This is a genomic window from Acetobacterium sp. K1/6 (assembly GCF_034438075.1).
GTDB lineage: Bacteria > Bacillota > Clostridia > Eubacteriales > Eubacteriaceae > Acetobacterium > Acetobacterium carbinolicum.
On the sequence record NZ_JAXQGA010000001.1, the window covers coordinates 200778 to 217941 of the forward strand.

Consider the following 17164-nt stretch of genomic DNA (forward strand, 5'->3'; position numbering starts at 1 on the left):
TACCCACTCGCGCTGTTCGTTATTTTAAACAGGCAATCGTTTCAAACTGAAGACCGCGACAGCAGCGACAAACAATACCCCAATAAAAATGGCAAAACCGCCAATGATCAGGGTGATGTTTGCCTGTCCATTAACAATCGCCAGACCATCAAAAGCATTGTATAGGGAAAATTTCCCTAGAAAAGCGGTTCGCTCTGACAACTTGCTGAGGGTATTCAAGACAAAGAATCCAATTGGAATCAGGGCACCAAAGAACAATGCCGGTTTGGTGCTGTTAAATAAACAGGAAAAGAAAAAACAGAACATGCCGATGGTCATGGTCATCAGACAGGCGCCTAAATTTAATTTCAAAAACACTTTAACTTCCAGCATTCCCGGAAAAAACTGTTCACTCATACCATAGCCGACTAAAAAAAGCACCGTAAACAACACTGCAATCGATGCCAGCAGATAAATACCCTGGGTCACAACGATTTTAATCCGGCTATTGGGGGTGCACAGCAAGCTCGTAAAAGAACCTTCATAAACCCATTTTGCTACCAGCCGGTTGGCCAGAATAATGCAATAAACCATGGGAAATAGATAAATCAGAAAGCCATAGAACAAACTGGCAATAAATCCGGTCAGACCACTGTCAATAGTACCAAAACCCATGGCATTAACCAGAGTCGTCGGTAAGATGGACATCATATCCACCATTGCCCCTATCCCATTGGGATCATAGATATAGATAATAACAGCCAGATAAATGGACATCAGAGCAATAAAAACCAGCAGTAGCAGGGTGTTGTTCTTGATATTTTTTAGAAACAATGGAATACTCATACTTTTTTCCCCTCTCTGACTTTTTCTTCCTGATCAGGCCGAGCTTTGCCTTTCGCCACTTTTTCCTTAATCAATTTACGCTTCTGTTCCGGTTTTTCTTCTTTGTTCCGCACTTCTTTTTTGATTGCTTCATGATGGACTTCCTTCTGGTAATGTTGCTGGAAAATTTCTTCCAGGGACTGGTTTTTAGAATTAAATACTAATACCTTTTCATGAGACAAAACCTTCATCAAGACGTCAATCCGATCACCAGGAGAAAATATTTCGTAGTCACTTTGAGAAAACTGCTGATAGCCGAAACCGTATTTCTTAATCTGCTCAAGATTTGGCGGAGCTGCAAATTTAACCAGATAGGCCTTGGTTTCGTCGGCTCGCAGACTGACAATATCGCGGTCTTCGACCAGATGACCTTCCTTGAGAACCCCCACCCGGTCACAGGTTCGCTCCACCTCTTCAAATCGATGGGTCGAAAGTAGCACTGTTTTCCCACGGCGTTTTTCTTCCAGCACGAGGTCTAAAAATCGCGACTGCATCAGCGGGGTTAAGTTGATGGTCGGTTCATCCAAAACCAACGTTTGAGGATCATGCATCAGACCTGTGACAATGGACAGTCTTTTTTTCATGCCCATTGACATGTTTTCAATTTTCCCGCGCGTTTCGACCTCGAATCGTTCAATCAGTGAATCTCTGTGTCTGTTATCTTTTTGTCCAAACATCCCACGCATCTGGGAGATAAAATTGAGGTACTCTTTCACCCGCATGTTTTCGAAAAGAACCACATCTTCGGGCACATATCCCAAATTTTTTTGAATCGCTGAAGCTCGAAAAAAGCAGTTTAGTCCATCGATGGTGGCACTGCCCCGTCCCGCCCGGATCAACCCCATGAGCATCCGTATGGTGGTTGTTTTTCCGGCGTCGTCAGGCCCAACATATCCAAACGCCTCACCTTTTTCAACTTTAAAATTCAAGTTGAAAATGCCTCTAGAGCTTGAATATTTAAGGGTAACATCCTTTAATTCAATCATTTTTTTCTCCTTACAAACATTATTCTTCTTTTTTATAGGTTAAGCCGATTTGTCAACCCGTTTGTTCAGTTCATTAGCGATTCGACCAAAATCTGATCCGGTAAGGGTTTCTCCCCGGATCCCCGGTGCTATATTACAGACCTCCAGAACCTCAAGCAAAACGTCTTTTTCAAATGGGGTATTCATGGTCAGCCCATTAATTAAAGTTTTTCGCCGATTCAAAAAACTGGCTTTGACAATTGATAAAAACAATTCCTTGTTTTCCAGTTCAATTCTGGGAACCGTCAGTTTTTTCAGGGTTACAACAATGGAATCAACCTTGGGCTTAGGGATAAACACTTGGGAAGGTACATCAAAATCGATGGAAATATCGGCATAAAACTGTGCTACAATGCTCAAAGATCCATAAGCTTTGGTGCTGGGAACCCCACACAAACGCTCACCCACCTCTTTTTGAATCAAGAAGGTCATGCTCTCTATAGGCAGGTCCGATTCCAGAAAACCCATAATAATGGGAGTGGTAATATAATAGGGTAAATTTGCCACGATCTTAAGAGGCATGGTAGCAAGATCTTCTCCCAATATCTCTTTTACGTTGGTTTTTAAAATATCGCCTTGAACGATTTCGACATTGTCACACGCTTTTAATGTCTCCCGGAGTACCGGTATCAGTTTTTTATCAATTTCAACTGTGATAACCTTGCCCGCATGTTCACTAAGCGCCTGGGTCATGGTTCCAATCCCCGGACCAATTTCCAATACCAGATCCCTTTCATTTACATCTCCAGCTTTTACAATTTTTTGAACAATATTTTCATCAATTAAAAAATTCTGTCCAAAACGTTTATTGAAGTGGAGATCGTATTTTTTTAACAATGCTTCAATGACTCTTGGTGATGTTAATTTTTCCATTCATTTCCTTTCTGTTTAACAAATATTTACACGCTATTATGATCCTGTGCGGCTTCATTCATAACTTAACTATTATACACTTTATTTAATCCTGCGGGAAGACCTTATCACCAATTCAATACGGAAAGAATCAACCTTTTAAACATTTAACCAATACTTTACGAGATCTTCAAACATTATCCTGTCAAATGTTTATTTGCAATTTTAAATCTGTCAAAAGCCCTTCATTGGTCCACTGACAGGCAACATTCCTGAATAATTAAATTTTTTAGCGGATTTATTTGAAAGCGGATGTCATTTAGTTAAAAAAGTAAACGTCTCCATGACTCATGTAAAGCTCCACTCTTTACTTTTTGACAAGTTATTTCATTTTAACTTAAAGCTAAATTAATCATTTTTACAAATGATTCCGATATCTTATAACTCCCTTTCTTCAGTGTCGTAAATATTTACCATTTTAAAGCCGTTTCATCATACTATCTAACTCTCTTATTAAACCTTATACTGTGTTTTCTTAAACGTATTTAACGATGGCCTTGCAAAATATCCATGTATAATGTATTATACGCATTGCCAATTTGTAAATAAATTGCAACAATCAATGATGCATTTAAGTCACAACAAAAATAGTGACACCATCATGTTTTGACATTGGAGGTCAAATGAAGAAAAACTTAATAAAAAGCGCATGCGTAAGTCTTGCCTTTGTTTTATGCCTGGGTATAGCGCCAGGCACTGTTATGGCAGAAGAAGCCGCAGTGGATTTAACCCAAATCACCCAGGCAGTTGAGACGGCGAAAAACACCGCTCCCCTGCCCAGCTTGTTCGTAGCGCGAACAACAGCACCGAGTGCTGATAATCCTTATTTCTTTACCAACAATCCTTATGCCCAGGGTGGCTACGGTATGCCGAATTGTACCGCCTACGCTTTTGGCCGGGCGTATGAAATTTTAGGAACCGCCCCAAATTTACATATGGGTAATGCGAATTCATGGTGGGCCGATAATCAAAGCAATGGTTATTACCCCTCCGGATCCACCCCAAAACTGGGCGCCGTGATCTGTTGGGGTGGCAGTTCAGATGGACACGTGGCAATTGTTGAAGCGATCAACGGCGATACGGTTACCCTATCCGAATCAACCTATAGTGGCGTATACTTCCAGAATTACACCTATACCATTGGTGCTGAGGATGCTACCTCCGTGGGCGGTTTTCAAGGTTATATCTACATCGGCGACTACATTGATGCCACATCGGACATAACACCACCGTCTTTATCAGATGTACTGGTTACTGACTATCAAAGCGAAGGAATCAAAGTCACCGCTCTGGTTTCTGACGACTTAAGCGGGATCAGCCAGGTTTACTTTCCCGTCTGGACCGAAAACGGTGGGCAGGATGATTTAATCTGGCATGAAGGAAGCGTTTCTGACAATGTGGCCAGTTGTTTTATTCCATACAGTGATCACAATACCGAGCTTGGTGACTACAATGTCCATGTTTATGCTTATGACAACGCCGGTCACTACACCATGACCGCCACAACCATTACAAAAGCCGACACCTTTACCAGCCTGGGTGAAGTTGTTCACACAAACTAAGTAACTTACTTTTAAAGAAAAAGCCTTTCAGATGACGTCTACAAACATCACTGGAAGGCTTTTTTCTAGGATAAGCTATTTTTCAGAATAAGCTTAAGATACATCAATGTCATTAGCACCGATCTTTTTAGTATTTGTCTATATCATCAAGTTGAATTTGTGGTTCTGCTGGTTGATGCGCGACCTGTTCTTTACTTATTTGAGGATTTGCAGAAGCAGCTTTTCTCGTGCTTGCTTCATTACTTGTTTTACTCTTTAACCTGAATTCAGAAACCATATTCTTTAGCAGTTCAGCCTGACCAGAAAGCTCTTCGCTGGCGGCAGCACTCTCTTCGGCCGTTGCCGAATTAGTCTGTACTACTTGGGAAACCTGTTCAATCCCCTGGGTGATCTGGGCAATGCTGGTGGCCTGATCATTCGATGCGACAGCGATGTTGCTGACCAGATCGGTTACTTTGGCCACTGATTTTAAGATCCCTTCTAAACTGTCGGCGGTGTCATTGGCAATTTTTGTACCCGTTTCTACCTTATCAATGGAGCCTTCAATCAGACCGGTTGTTTCACGGGCGGCTTCGGCACTCCGCGCCGCTAATGATCGAACCTCTTCGGCGACCACAGCAAAACCTTTCCCATGTTGACCAGCCCGGGCGGCTTCGACCGCGGCATTCAGAGCCAGAATATTGGTTTGGAAAGCAATGTCATCAATGACTTTAATAATCTTGGAAATACTATTGGAGGATTCATTGATTTCTTCCATGGCGTTAACCATATCCCCCATCTGTTTGTTGCCTGCTTCGGCCGTCGTCCGAACCTCAAGGGTTCGTTCATTAGCGGCATTGGCATTTTGGGCGTTTTTCTTAGTTTCTTCCGCCACTTCCTCAATGGAAGCCGACAATTGCTGGATTGCACTGGCTTGCTCGGTTGTTCCCTGGGCCAGCGCCTGGCCACCATCGGATATTTGGCGGGAGCCTGCTTCCACCTGATTGGCCGAGTTCCCAATCTCGGTCAAGATTTCACTAAGATGGCCGGTAATATCATTAATGGCATATTTAATATTAACAAAATCACCCAGATAGTTGGCGGTAATTTCCTGGTTAAAATCACCATTGCTGACCTTTTCCAGTTTTTCTGAAATTTCCTGGACATATTGTTTCAGGAATGTAATGGTTTTATTCATGTCCTCTTTGATCTGACCGTTTTGTCCCAAGTAATCGCCAGTCATCGCCGTACTCAGATTACCCTGAGCCAACTCATTTAGCACCTGGGAGGCTTCCTGCATCGGTTCGGTTAGGGCATCCAGAGTGTTATTAAAACCGTTGATTACTTTGGCATAATCTCCCGGGAATCGGGATGCATGAGCCCGATTATCGAGATCCCCGGCCACGGCGGCTTTAGCCATACTGTCCGATTCTTCAAGTAACATGATGATGTTTTCCATCAGCTTGATAAAACCCGGTATTAAGCGATCATTTTCGCTAAGTGGTCCCGTTGCCTTTAATCCATCCAGCATTTTCATATCTCCATTTGAGATATCATCCACCGCTTTGACCACGATCATTAAAGAATCTTGAATCGTATTGATGGATTGGGCAATTTCCCCATAAATTCCGGAGTAATTCGCATCGATTCGTTGGGTTAGATCATTCTTGCTCATCAAAGCCAAAACTTCCCTGCCTTCTATCAAAGCCCCTAAGCCATCAATACAAGAATTAATGCTGTTTATCAAATCGGCAAAATCACCCTTGGCTTCTGAGTTTATCTTTTCGGGGATTTCTCCTTTTCCGATTCTATCGATATAACCCGATGCCATGTTCAGTGGTCCAATTACAGCGTCTAATGTTGCGTTAACACCTTCGATGATATCCCGGTAACCTCCGTTTAACGCTTCAGTATTCCCACGAACAGATAACTTGCCTGCTACTGCGGCTTCGGTCAACATTTCAGTTTCCTGAATCAGTTCCCGCAACGACTTGATCATATCAGCCATGCTGATTCCCAATACGTCTTGATCGGATCTTGGGATAACGTCCATTGTCAAATCTCCTGTTGCGATCCGTTGTGCAGCCATTGCCTGCTCCCTGGTATTCTTCGCCATCTCACTAAATGCCGCTGTCAGTTCTGTCGTTTCACTGCTGATGGCTGCGATGCCATCGATATTCACGTCCACATTGCCGACCGCCAACTTTTTGGCGATCCCCGCCAACATATTGATTGGTTTTGCGATTTTTCTGGATGTAAAGACGGTGAGTAACACCATCCCGGCAATAACGATCAGCATAATGATAAAAGTAATGAACTGAATTAAATTGTAGGCACTGTTAAACTCTTTATCAGGCAGGCCAGTAATTATCGTCCAACCAGTATTGCCAACCATCGCAACATAGCCGTGATTGTGTGAGCCACCACTGGTATATTCGATGGCCCCAGTGTTTTGATTCAAGACGGCTTCTTTAATGTTATCCGACATATCCGAATCATTGATATGGGTATTGATATACTCCTGGTTGGTATGATAGATCATCTGTCCGTCAGCGCTGGCCAGAATAAAAAATCCCGTCTCACCCAGTTTGTATTCACTCATTATTGCTGAAACACTATCCAGAGTGAAATCTAACCCGGCGGCACTAATGACATCCTTTGTACCCGTTCGATAAATTGGTGAAACTGCCGTTACCACCATTTTTCCGGTCAATGCATCCACGTAGGGCGACGTCATCGTTGTCCCACCAACGTCCATCATTTGAATATACCACGGCCGTTCAACCATGATCCAATCGGGACTAGAATGAACGCCCTTTGACAAAAGTAGCTGATTCGTATCGCGTTCACCTACCCAGGCATCAAGAATATTTGGATCAGATGACTTGATACCGAAAAGCGACTTTTCTGATTTTGCAAATCCCTGAGCTGTCATTGCATCCATGCCTGGCGTAATCTCATCTGTCACATCTTCAAATTGGCTGTTAACAGCCATTTGTCTTGTGATTTCGAGATATTTGTTAAACACTCCTGCTATTTCACTGGCGGCCGCGTCAGATTCTGCTTCTAGCTGTTTCTCAGTTAGATCGGTAATCGATGTATTCACATTGTATAAGGTAATGAATGATGAAACACCATAAATAATTACAATCGGAATACCGATGTAAATAAGTATCCGGGTTAGTAGATTCATTTGTTTTTTTTGTGTAGTTCGAGTTTTCTCCATATTGGTTCTCCTTAAAATTTACAAAATACCGTGATAATCCTTTCCTAACGGATCGTTTAAACTAGCTGTTTTCTTCCGGAAATTTTCGTTTATCGCTATTGCTCATTGCTCGCTTAATAAAAGCATTAAAATCATAACTTCTAAAATAGGGCTACATAAATAAACAGTACACCTCGCATCGGTGAGTGCCACCAACTTAAAAAAGCAAACCATTTCACTCATCAGTTTTAAAAGGCACGTTTTGCTGGTCACACTGTAATGCTAAGTCCATTACAAAACTAGTTTTATAATACTGACTCATAATATTTACATGAATTTATCCCTATTAAACTATCGACTAAACCACTACCTTTTAAAGGGTAATATTTCATCTTCAATAAAACATTATCGGTTAATGGTTTGTTGCATAAACATAAATATGGTATACGCTATCAAAAAAATTATATTTTTCTTGTCACACCCCATTAAACACTATAAAATGAGTATATCATTAATCATACCAAATTTTAAGGAGGTAGCTAATGAAAGGGCCATCTAGCCATTTAGATTTACCTACAGCAGACGATTCGGTGATCCGTATTCAAGACGATCTTAATTTGATTAAAAACTACTTAACCCCTGCATTTCTAAAAAAAACACTGTTTTTTCCTGCCTTGAAGATTTTTTACAATCCGCTGGATTTTCCGCTGTCACTCAGGAGGATTTTGAGTCGATCCCAGTTACCGCAATGGATTCATGGGTACGACAAAACAGCAAGTTTCTTGACTGGTCAGATATGATTTCTTGTGCCGCCGATTTCTACTTTGATACCCAGATGAAAGCCATAAAATTCAAATCTATCTAAATTAAAAACGATCCCAATAAAAAACAACGATGTGACCGCATCGTTGTTTTTATTGGTGTTTATCTTTTTTGATAAAACGGTTATATTTTCTTAATCTTTCTAAAACATTTATTTTTTTATTTCTGTAACTGTATTTTTCTAATCCTCAAACCAATCATTTTTAAGCGTCTCCGTTTCGGTTTTTATCTCTTCTACTGTTTTCTCGATCACACTCTTTAATTCTTCCTGCTCACGACTTTTTTTATGCATCTTCATTTTCAACCGCATATTCATCATTTCAGTTAGATAGCCGCCGCGAAACATTTTAGGTTCAAAAGACATAATAAATGCTCTCGGTTCGTATTCATCAATAATCCGCAATAACCTTTTCTCGCACTTACGCTTGGTAAGAATATCTAAATTGGTGCGTTTTCCATATTTTCCTTGACCATAGTAGGCGGTAACACCAAATCCTTCTTTTCTCAACACTTCAATCAAGGTGGCGTTTTCCTGTTCGATATTAACTTGAATACTGGTGAATCCAATCGCTAATTTTTGTTCAATATAAATGCCCAAGGTTAAGCCTGCTGCAAAACCAATGGCATAAACAACCATCTCCAAAATACTTTGATCTCCAGATAATACAATCGCCAAGCCAAAAATATAAATCAGTGCTTCCATGAATCCAAAAATGCCAGTTAACACCTTCAAATTTTTAACCATACAAATGGTGCGTAGTGTCAACATGGGAACATAAAGTAACTGAATAAAAATAATTAAAAATAATCGCGTCATCGCCACTCCTTTTTTTAGAACGAGAATGGATCATTTGATTCCGTCTAGATTCGATTGCTCCGATTTATCAAACAAAACTCCCAGAATTTTTCTTGCTAACATCGCTATTACTTTTCATTGTAACAGATGTGAATCATAATATGAAGGGTTCAAGAAAAATATAAAAATTCCAGATGTTTAAGGCACTAAATTTTGTCGTAACCGCACCAAATACTAACAATAAAATGATAAAACCCTCCACCTGTTAAGCTTAAGAAAGTCAATTTTGTTTGACAAACTTGATTTTCTTTGCTATTATGATACATATTATCAAACAAACATTATGTGAAGTATATGTATTGAGTAATTCTATTTGTGAGCTTATTTACGTGTCTAAGTAAATGTGGAAATAAGTAAGCCGATTATTAATCCAATGAAATTTACATTGAAAAACATCCTGGATAGAACTGGGGCTTGTATAGGATCAACATGGTCATATACTATACTATTCTGCCTGATATTTATTGGGTATTATGAATGGTGTAAGGTGAGTTATTTTTAGCGAAACCTATGCACTCTAACTCTGTAAACGCAGAGTTAGAGTGCATTTTTTTATATTTTATTCATAGCGATAGAAAGATGCGCCTCTATTTCACACCCCCCATTCACCCAAATATAGTTTATAATACATAATCTGAAAGGAACAAAACATGCAAGAAGCAATTAAATTAACACAGGAACATCTAAATACCAGCCAATCTTCCGATTACTTAATGGATAAATGGACCGACTGGCGCTGGCAACTAAAAAATACGATTCGAAAAGTTGAAACATTTGAAAAAATTATGGGAATTAAATTTTCTGATGAAAAGAAAAAAGAGATTAATGAAACCATTGATAAATTTCCAATGGCGATTACACCTTACTACTTATCATTAATCGACGAAGATGATTTTGAAACGGATCCGGTTTTCAAACAGAGTTTTCCAAGTATTGACGAATTGATCATCTCATCCATTGATATGGAAGATCCGCTCCATGAGGACAAGGATAGTCCTGTCTGTGGAATTACCCATCGATATCCGGACCGGGTCCTTTTTCACGTCAGTAATGTGTGCGCGATGTATTGCCGTCATTGTACCCGAAAAAGAAAAGTTGGCGATGTGGACTCCGTTCCTTCTGATGAAATGATTGCTGCGGGTATCGACTATATTAAGAATACACCCACCGTACGGGACGTTCTTCTTTCCGGTGGAGATCCATTTCTTTTGTCCGACGAAAAGCTAGACCATATTCTCGGACTTGTTGCTGCAATTCCCCATGTTGAAGTAATTCGTATTGGCACACGAACGCCGGTCGTTCTTCCCTATCGGATCACAGACAAGCTCATAAAAGTCCTCAGTAAATATGATAATCTCTGGATCAACACTCACTACAATCATCCCCGGGAAATTACCAAAACCTCAATTAATGCGCTAAAAAAACTAACCGGTGCGGGAATTCCTTTAGGCAACCAATCAGTGTTATTAAAAGACGTCAATGACTGCCCGCAAATCATGAAAAAACTGGTTCATAAATTAGTAGCAAACCGCGTTCGCCCGTACTATTTATATCAATGTGATTTATCTGAAGGGCTTGAGCATTTTAGAACCAATGTTGGTAAAGGCATTGAAATAATGGAGAGTTTAAGAGGTCATACCAGTGGCTTCGCCATTCCAACTTATGTTATTGATGCCCCTGGTGGCGGTGGTAAAATCCCGGTGATGCCTAACTACCTCATTTCCTGGTCGACTAACAAGGTTATCTTAAGAAATTATGAAGGCGTCATCACCACATATCAGATGCCAGACACCTATGAACACACAGCCTGTGATTTAAACTGTACGAATTGCAAGCTCCAATTAAAACTAAATAACGAGGAAAGTGATCGCAAACCGATCGGCATTTCCAAATTGCTTTGCGATTATGAAGAAACCATCACACTGGTTCCTGAAAACCTTGAACGCGACCAAAGAAATCAAAGTGACGAGGCAATATAATGACTGACATCATTGAACCCTATGGTCATAGTCTGATTCAGCACGGAAAAAACAGCAATCGGATTTACTTAATGAAATATGATGCTGCCGAGGCCGACTCGCTCATCACACACATGAACCAACTGGCACATGATAAAAATTACTCAAAAATAGTTGCCAAGATTCCAGAATCCCAAGATCCCGTTTTTAAAGCCGATGGTTACAAAGAAGAAGCCGCGATACCCGGCTTTTACCGGGGTCAGGAAACATGTAAATTATTGAGCAAATACCTTTGTCCTAAAAGAGAAAGCCTAACTAATGACATGGAAATCAAACAAATTCTTGACGATGCAATAAAAAAGCGTGCCGAAGCTGCAACCCAAGCCCTGCCAGAAGAATTCAAAATTAGAGAATTAGGGCCATCAGATATACCCACACTCGCACAAATTTATGGCACAGTTTTTAAAAGCTATCCCTTTCCTATTTTTAATGCAGACTATCTTCTCGAAACCATGTCTGATCACGTTACCTACTTTGGTGTATTTCACAATAATCATCTAGTCGCCGTCTCTTCCAGCGAAACTGATTTGGACAATTTAAATTCTGAGATGACCGATTTTGCAGTATTACCAGCGTATCGGGGTCATAAGCTGGCCCTCCATCTCCTTAATGAAATGGAAAAACATATGATTAACGCAGGATTTCGACTGCTCTATACCATCGCCAGAGCATCGTCTTATGGAATGAATAGAACCTTTGCCCGAGCAAATTATCAATATGGTGGCACCCTTAATAATAATACCCAGATTTCAGGATCAATCGAATCCATGAATATCTGGTATAAAGACATCGGCGCAGCTAAATAATTAAGCAGCACCGATGTCTTTGCAAACTGTATGCAAATTTAGTTGTGCTTAATTCGTCGTCATTATATAATACTAGTAATTAACATAATGGAGGTATCCCTGTGACAAAGGTTCTGATTCTAACTTCGACGAAACGCGTGGACAAATTTTCAGATTTATCCGGTATCCCAAAAGACTGGGAATTAATTTTTGGCGAGGATCTAAATACTGATCAGGCAGTGCTACAAGCTGCTGGTGATGCTGATTTTATTTTTGCGGATGCCATTCGGGAAGTCAGCAAAAACCTGATTGATAGCATGCCCAATCTCAAACTTATCCATTCCGAAGGTGTGGGTTATAATAAAATTGATAGCGCTGCTGCTAAAGAAAAAAAAATTTACGTTTGTAACAATACCGCCGCCAACTCCAGTGCGGTAGCAGAGCAAACCATCCTGCTGATGCTAGGCCTCCAGCGACGACTCCTGGAAGGTGATCAGATGGTTCGCGATGGTCGGCAGATTCAGGCCAAAGGTTCATTTATTCTAGATGGTATTCCAGAGCTTGGCTCCTGTCATGTGGGGCTGGTTGGCATGGGTTCTATTGCCTTTGAAACCGCTAAGCGTTTGAAGTCATTTGGTTCGAGGCTCAGTTATTTTAACCGTTCTAGAAAAAGTGCGGCTGAGCACAAATTGGGGCTTAGCTATCTGCCTCTGGAAGACCTTTGCAAGCAGTGTGATATCATCAGCCTCCATTTACCGGTCACCCTGGAAACAACCGGCCTAATCAATTCTGAACTGCTGTCACTGATGAAACCGTCATCCCTACTTATTAATACTGCCCGCGGAGAGCTGGTTGTCCAGGAAGATCTGGTCGCCGCATTATCAGCCGGACTGATTGCCGGGGCTGGTCTGGACACGCTGTACCCGGAACCGGTTATGACCGATAATCCACTCCTTAATCTACCAGAAAGCTGTCGTTATAAACTGCTTTTCAGCCCCCATATTGGCGGTACCACCAAACCGGCTTTTGAAAAAATGCATAAAACGGTCTGGACAAACATTCTGGCGGTATCAAAAGGTGAATGCCCTATAAATATTGTTAACGGATTATAATCCTTAAAAAAGGATCTTTTATAATAAAAAGTAAAAGCGCTTTAGTTGCAGGATACATCTTGTTATTTTTGAAGGAGAGCATTCTCAATCGCTTTTTAATCACTTTACTTGAATTAGTCGCTCCAGTAACAGCATCCACATCTATCGTTTGTTCCTTAACAATGGTGTCCGTAATCACCTCAGCGGAAGAACCCCGTTCGTTCTGATGCTCAATCAGGTTGATGGTCTTAATTAATCCATTAGCAACAACAACTTCAGCTTTTGCCGATATATAACCGACATCATATGAGCCATCATAAACACCATCTGGAATTCGCGATAGATCAATGTTGGCAATTGTAATGCTGGCAACCGCTTTTTTATAGTTGTTTACATCACTAAGATAACAGGCACCAGAAAAGATTCCGATAATCAGAATCGAAATGATTAGTGGTAAAACAATCGTTTTTATTTTAAACATTTTGTTTCTCCTTCAGAATCGAATTCAGCAAGGTATCAAAACTGTATTTCAAGAAATCTTTTTTTGTTGTATTCATCGCCTGTTCAATGTATTGCTGTTTTTTCCAGGCCATCAGAATGATCCCCGATAGACTAGCCCAGAACATAAACACGGTCTCCGGGATTTTAATATCTGAACGAAAAACACCCTGCTTAATCCCATCCACAAAAAATGTACCGATCAGTTCATTGATTTGCTCGCCCAATTCAAATATTTCTCGAAACACCATTGGCGTATCTTCATTATTAACATCCACATTAATTTCTTGAAGTACGGTTTGAAAATACAAAGGATAGTCATCACAATAGGCGGTAAGTTCATTGCAAATTACATAATATCTTGCAAATAGGTCATTCCCCGGTTGGGTTGCAGTTTGAATGCGATCATAAAGCATTTTCATGCTTTTAAATATAATGCAATTGACAATTTCTTCTTTGTTTTTAAAATACACGTATAAGGTTGCCTTACTATATTCGGCTTCCCTTGCGATGTCATTCATTGTCGTATTGTCAACGCCATTTTTTTTAAAGAGTGTTTCCGCAATTGTTATAATGCTGTCTCTGTGGAAATCAGCTAGTTCTTTTTTTCGTCTTCCCATATCAAACCCTCATTTCATTAATTATACTCCGGGTTTAATTATACCTGCTCGTCTATCATTAATCAAGCTGTTTACAAAAAACAATATCCAAAAAAATCCCCAGATTATCCGGGGATGAAGTTTTTATAGTATCTCTATTTCGATCTCAGCCAAACGAGAGAGTTCAACCTCGATCTTCTGTACGATCTCCAAACCCTTCCCTTTGTGGGGACTTCCCATGATTGCAATAATTTTCATGCTAACCTCACTTTTTTTTATAATTTTTGATTCCATTGATTATTCTTGCCAAATTTTCAAGAAGACCCCTGCTTTGTTTCTTGTTATACGGTTTTCATCATGATACAATCACAAAAGCATGACTCCATGTATCTGCCTGATATTCTTCCAGTTTAAAATCAATTCCGACAATGAAAAGTTCATTGCACTTTTCCGCAAAATACTTATTTAACGAGAAAGGACTGATCATCATGGGTAAAAAGGAATCTAGTATTTTTAGTCGAACCAAAGAAATACTCACGCTTATTCAGTTTAATTTACTGCATCTGCTCTTTTTTGAAGCAATCTATACCGTTGCCGGCACTATGATCATTTATCCCGGTGGATTTTTTTTGTTTAATAAAGCCATAACACTGTTGGGTTTTCCATATTTAAGCGGTTCAAATTTTACTCAAGCCTTAACTAACCCCCTTTTTCTGCTAACTTTTATTTGCTTTGCTTTGCTCGTCGCTTTTTTTGGTCTGCTGGAATTCACCACATTAATCATTCTTTTTAATGAAAGTCATTTCCGACGAAAAGTTCAACTGATTCCATTATGTATAGAGGGAACTAAACGAGCACTCAAAATAGTCAAGGCTAAAAATTTACCATTCGTGATTTTTATTCTTATCATTATTCCTTTAACTGAGTTTTCATTATCTTCTAATTTCATTTCGGAAATATCAATTCCTGAATTTATTATGAGTTATATCGCCGCCAGTCCATTGTACTCAATCGGTTTTACGGTACTGTCGTTGTTTTTGTTTTTGCTCTCAGTCATCTGGATTTTTTCATTTCACTATTTCACTTTGGAAAACAGTGATTTCTTCCCGGCAATTAAAAAAAGCAGCATTCTAATAAAAGGACATTTTTGGAAAACTATTTTCTTTGTAATACTTTTTAATCTCCTGATTGTGATATTGCTCGTTATTGTTGTGCTTGTTCTTGAAGTCATCGCTTTCTTTATCTTAGGTCAGATCCTGGAACACCCGCTGGCTTTATCCATTTTTATTGCTACTTTCGGTTTTTTGGTGTCTGGGTTGTTTACCATCTTTCAATTGCTCACCACATCCATCAATTTGGCGGTAGTTTCCCAGTTTTACTATACATATTCAGCATCGACCCACTTAAAGGTTAATTCTGAATCGCTAGTCAAAGATAAATACAAAGCAAAAGTAAAACGAAAAACAATTGTGACAATCAGTATAATCATGGTTTTCTTATTTACAACAATAAATAGCATTGTAATTTTCAACACCTTTTCTGAAGCCTTCAACGACCAGTTTTTAACGGGTCCACAAATAACTGCTCACCGTGGAGGTTCTAATCTTGCCCCAGAAAACACGCTGGCCGCTTTACAAAAAGCCATTGATCAAGGCGCTGATTATGCTGAAATTGATGTGGCTCAAACTAAAGACGGAATAATTGTTGTCTCTCACGATAATAATCTTAAGCGCATATCTGGAAAGGATTTGAATATCTGGTCATCAAACTACGTGGATATCAAAGATCTGGACATCGGTAGTTGGTTTGATCCGCAGTTTAAAAATGAACATATCCCCACCCTAGATGAAGCGATTAAACTTTGCAAAGGAGAAATACGTTTAAACATTGAGCTTAAGCCTACCGGGCATGAAGCAAGTTTGGTGGAGTCGACTGTTGATATTATCGATCAAAATGATTTTTCTAACCAGTGTGTCCTTGCCTCCCTGGATTATCCAACCTTAGAAAAAGTCGCCTCCATAAATCCAGATTTGAAACGGGCTTATATTACCGCTTTGGCCATTGGGGACATTCAAAAACTGCCAGTCGATATTTACAGCATTGAGTCATCCTTCATCACCCCGGAGATCGTTGCTGCCATCCATCGAGAGAAGAAAGAAGTTTTAGCCTGGACAGTAGAATCTCAGGAATTGACCGAAAAGATGGTGAAAATTGGTGTTGACAACATTATTACCGACGACGTGACCCAAACCAGGAAGACCATTGAACAAATGCTTGAACCACGAGAATTGATTGACCGCATCAATGATTATATTTTTGCAGATCTACTGTCATAATAGTTTGTGATCAAAAATACTTCAACCAAATTCTCTTATGTGCCAAGTAAGTGACGACCGCGATTGTCCTGAAATACTGTCGTTTTAAATGGAGCACTAAAGCTGTTTTTGTTGACGCTCTTATTTTAAGTTTTCTTTGTTTTTCTTGATGAGATTGATAAATAATTTTTCATTTGAAGACAACGCTTCGATTTTAGCTGTCTTTAAATGATTGTAATAAGCATCCATACTTTTTAATTGATCAATCAGTTTTAATAAGCTGTTATGCGCTTCCTGATCTTCTGGTGTTTGCGGTTTTACCTGGTCGAAGATGTTTTCCAGATCTTTTTTAGCTTGATTCATAATCGTTTGTGCATCGATGTATTCCTGATTTAACATATTATTCTTCTTTCTGACTGTATTTTGTACTGATATAATATTCTATTTTAAAACATTACAAATGAATAATATCACAAAACCAGGATGGTTGTGAACTAAATCTAACTCTCACTTAAAAAAAGCGTATCAAACTTAGGTTTGATACGCGAGGTTGTGCTAAACTACCGTACCGACCAATTGTTAATCTGTTGTTCGCCGCGGAGTCGGACAGACGATGTCGTGTCCGCTCCGATG

The 17164-nt window shown here is 39.8% G+C and carries 15 protein-coding genes; 6 read left to right on the forward strand and 9 right to left on the reverse strand.

The genetic code is table 11. The features are described from left to right. Window positions 1–24: 24 nt before the first annotated feature. The 3 genes from U2P91_RS00930 to rsmA are packed head-to-tail and all read right to left on the reverse strand — an operon-like array spanning window position 25 to window position 2762. A complete protein-coding gene (locus U2P91_RS00930) occupies window positions 25–825 on the reverse strand; it encodes a hypothetical protein (protein WP_322518779.1) in 801 nt (266 codons plus the stop codon). Continuing rightward, a complete protein-coding gene (locus tag U2P91_RS00935) occupies window positions 822–1850 on the reverse strand; it encodes an ABC transporter ATP-binding protein (RefSeq protein ID WP_322518780.1) in 1029 nt (342 codons plus the stop codon). Before U2P91_RS00935 ends, U2P91_RS00930 begins: the two co-directional genes overlap by 4 nt. 39 nt (window positions 1851–1889) lie before the next feature. Further along, window positions 1890–2762: a 16S rRNA (adenine(1518)-N(6)/adenine(1519)-N(6))-dimethyltransferase RsmA gene (gene rsmA, locus U2P91_RS00940; protein WP_322518781.1), complete on the reverse strand. Its 873-nt coding sequence runs from the start codon at window positions 2760–2762 to the stop codon at window positions 1890–1892. Window positions 2763–3424: 662 nt separating this feature from the next. Between rsmA and U2P91_RS00945 the strand changes: the two genes are divergently transcribed. Further along, window positions 3425–4363, forward strand: a complete 939-nt coding sequence (locus tag U2P91_RS00945; RefSeq protein ID WP_322518782.1) for a CHAP domain-containing protein — start codon at window positions 3425–3427, stop codon at window positions 4361–4363. A 127-nt stretch (window positions 4364–4490) separates the two neighbouring features. Here the strand turns inward: U2P91_RS00945 and U2P91_RS00950 are convergent, their stop codons facing one another. After that, window positions 4491–7568: a methyl-accepting chemotaxis protein gene (locus U2P91_RS00950; protein ID WP_322518783.1), complete on the reverse strand. Its 3078-nt coding sequence runs from the start codon at window positions 7566–7568 to the stop codon at window positions 4491–4493. Between the two features lie 521 nt (window positions 7569–8089). Here U2P91_RS00950 and U2P91_RS00955 point away from each other — a divergent pair. Further along, window positions 8090–8347 (forward strand): hypothetical protein, encoded by a 258-nt coding sequence (locus tag U2P91_RS00955; protein ID WP_322518784.1) that lies wholly within the window; start codon window positions 8090–8092, stop codon window positions 8345–8347. A gap of 203 nt (window positions 8348–8550) precedes the next feature. On the opposite strand, the gene U2P91_RS00960 is transcribed toward U2P91_RS00955, so the two are convergent. Beyond that, window positions 8551–9186 carry a DUF2179 domain-containing protein gene (locus U2P91_RS00960; protein WP_322518785.1) on the reverse strand — a complete coding sequence of 212 codons (636 nt, stop codon included), beginning with the start codon at window positions 9184–9186 and terminating at the stop codon, window positions 8551–8553. A gap of 689 nt (window positions 9187–9875) precedes the next feature. Here U2P91_RS00960 and ablA point away from each other — a divergent pair. From ablA to U2P91_RS00975, 3 genes are all read left to right on the forward strand, one after another. Next, window positions 9876–11204, forward strand: a complete 1329-nt coding sequence (ablA, locus tag U2P91_RS00965) for a lysine 2,3-aminomutase (RefSeq protein ID WP_322518786.1) — start codon at window positions 9876–9878, stop codon at window positions 11202–11204. Beyond that, window positions 11204–12049, forward strand: a complete 846-nt coding sequence (gene ablB / locus U2P91_RS00970) for a putative beta-lysine N-acetyltransferase (RefSeq protein ID WP_322518787.1) — start codon at window positions 11204–11206, stop codon at window positions 12047–12049. Before ablA ends, ablB begins: the two co-directional genes overlap by 1 nt. Before the next feature lie 101 nt (window positions 12050–12150). Continuing rightward, entirely contained in the window at window positions 12151–13140 is a 990-nt protein-coding gene (locus tag U2P91_RS00975; RefSeq protein WP_111887307.1) for a 2-hydroxyacid dehydrogenase, read from the forward strand. Here U2P91_RS00975 and U2P91_RS00980 read toward each other — a convergent pair. The 3 genes from U2P91_RS00980 to U2P91_RS00990 all read right to left on the reverse strand — a co-directional run bounded on the left by U2P91_RS00980 (window position 13127) and on the right by U2P91_RS00990 (window position 14510). Continuing rightward, on the reverse strand, window positions 13127–13600 hold the full coding sequence (locus U2P91_RS00980; RefSeq protein ID WP_322518788.1) for an FMN-binding protein: 474 nt from the start codon (window positions 13598–13600) through the stop codon (window positions 13127–13129). The genes U2P91_RS00975 and U2P91_RS00980 overlap by 14 nt on opposite strands. Next, entirely contained in the window at window positions 13593–14237 is a 645-nt protein-coding gene (locus U2P91_RS00985; protein ID WP_111887310.1) for a TetR/AcrR family transcriptional regulator, read from the reverse strand. The genes U2P91_RS00980 and U2P91_RS00985 overlap by 8 nt, the downstream gene beginning before the upstream one ends. A gap of 123 nt (window positions 14238–14360) precedes the next feature. Continuing rightward, window positions 14361–14510 carry a hypothetical protein gene (locus tag U2P91_RS00990; protein ID WP_322518789.1) on the reverse strand — a complete coding sequence of 50 codons (150 nt, stop codon included), beginning with the start codon at window positions 14508–14510 and terminating at the stop codon, window positions 14361–14363. A 194-nt stretch (window positions 14511–14704) separates the two neighbouring features. On the opposite strand from U2P91_RS00990, the gene U2P91_RS00995 reads away from it, so the two are divergent. Then, window positions 14705–16552, forward strand: coding sequence for a glycerophosphodiester phosphodiesterase (locus U2P91_RS00995; protein WP_322518790.1), 1848 nt, complete (start codon window positions 14705–14707; stop codon window positions 16550–16552). Window positions 16553–16672: 120 nt separating this feature from the next. On the opposite strand, the gene U2P91_RS01000 is transcribed toward U2P91_RS00995, so the two are convergent. Continuing rightward, a complete protein-coding gene (locus U2P91_RS01000) occupies window positions 16673–16930 on the reverse strand; it encodes a hypothetical protein (RefSeq protein WP_111887312.1) in 258 nt (85 codons plus the stop codon). Window positions 16931–17164 lie beyond the last annotated feature (234 nt).